We start from the raw sequence: 506 nt of genomic DNA, 5'->3' as shown, positions 1-506 counted from the left end.
GTAGTAGAACCTGTCGCGGCAGAGCCTGAGATTGAGCGCGAATCAATGGAATTCGACGTCATCATCGTCGGCGGCGGACCTGCGGGTCTATCTGCTGCGATTCGTCTGCGTCAGCTCGCTAAACTAGAAGAGATTGAGCTTCGCCGCGAGCAAGATGAGCTGGCTGCTGAACGCGCTATCATTCAAGAATACTTGGACAATCCAGACAGCCTGACCAATCTGATGATTGATGAGCTTACCGCCGATATGAAAGAACACGGTAACGAGCGCGTGGCACAATTGGCAGAACGCGAAGAAGCGCAAGCGCTCAAAGAGTCGGATCTCATACCGAGTGAGCCGATTACCGCTATCTTATCCAAAGCGGGATGGATACGCGCGGCCAAAGGTCATGATGTCGATGCTCAAGGCATGAGTTATCGCTCAGGCGATGGCTATCAAGCCTACGCGCGCGGTAAATCCAACGAAAAAATCTATGTCCTCGATAGCACTGGGCGTAGCTATAGTAT

1 protein-coding gene is annotated in these 506 nt (G+C 52.4%); it reads left to right on the top strand.

The window, feature by feature from the left end; translation table 11 throughout:
* Positions 1-30 precede the first annotated feature (30 nt).
* Positions 31-506: FAD-dependent oxidoreductase (locus AAEZ03_RS25835; protein WP_350582565.1), on the top strand; the 476-nt coding region annotated here is incomplete at its 3' end.

Origin of the sequence: Pseudomonas sp. HY2-MNA-CIBAN-0224 (assembly GCF_040310285.1) — a bacterium.
Lineage (GTDB): Bacteria > Pseudomonadota > Gammaproteobacteria > Pseudomonadales > Pseudomonadaceae > Aquipseudomonas > Aquipseudomonas helleri.
The sequence above is the reverse complement of the archived record's forward strand: the minus strand, read 5'-3'. Positions and strand labels throughout refer to the sequence as shown.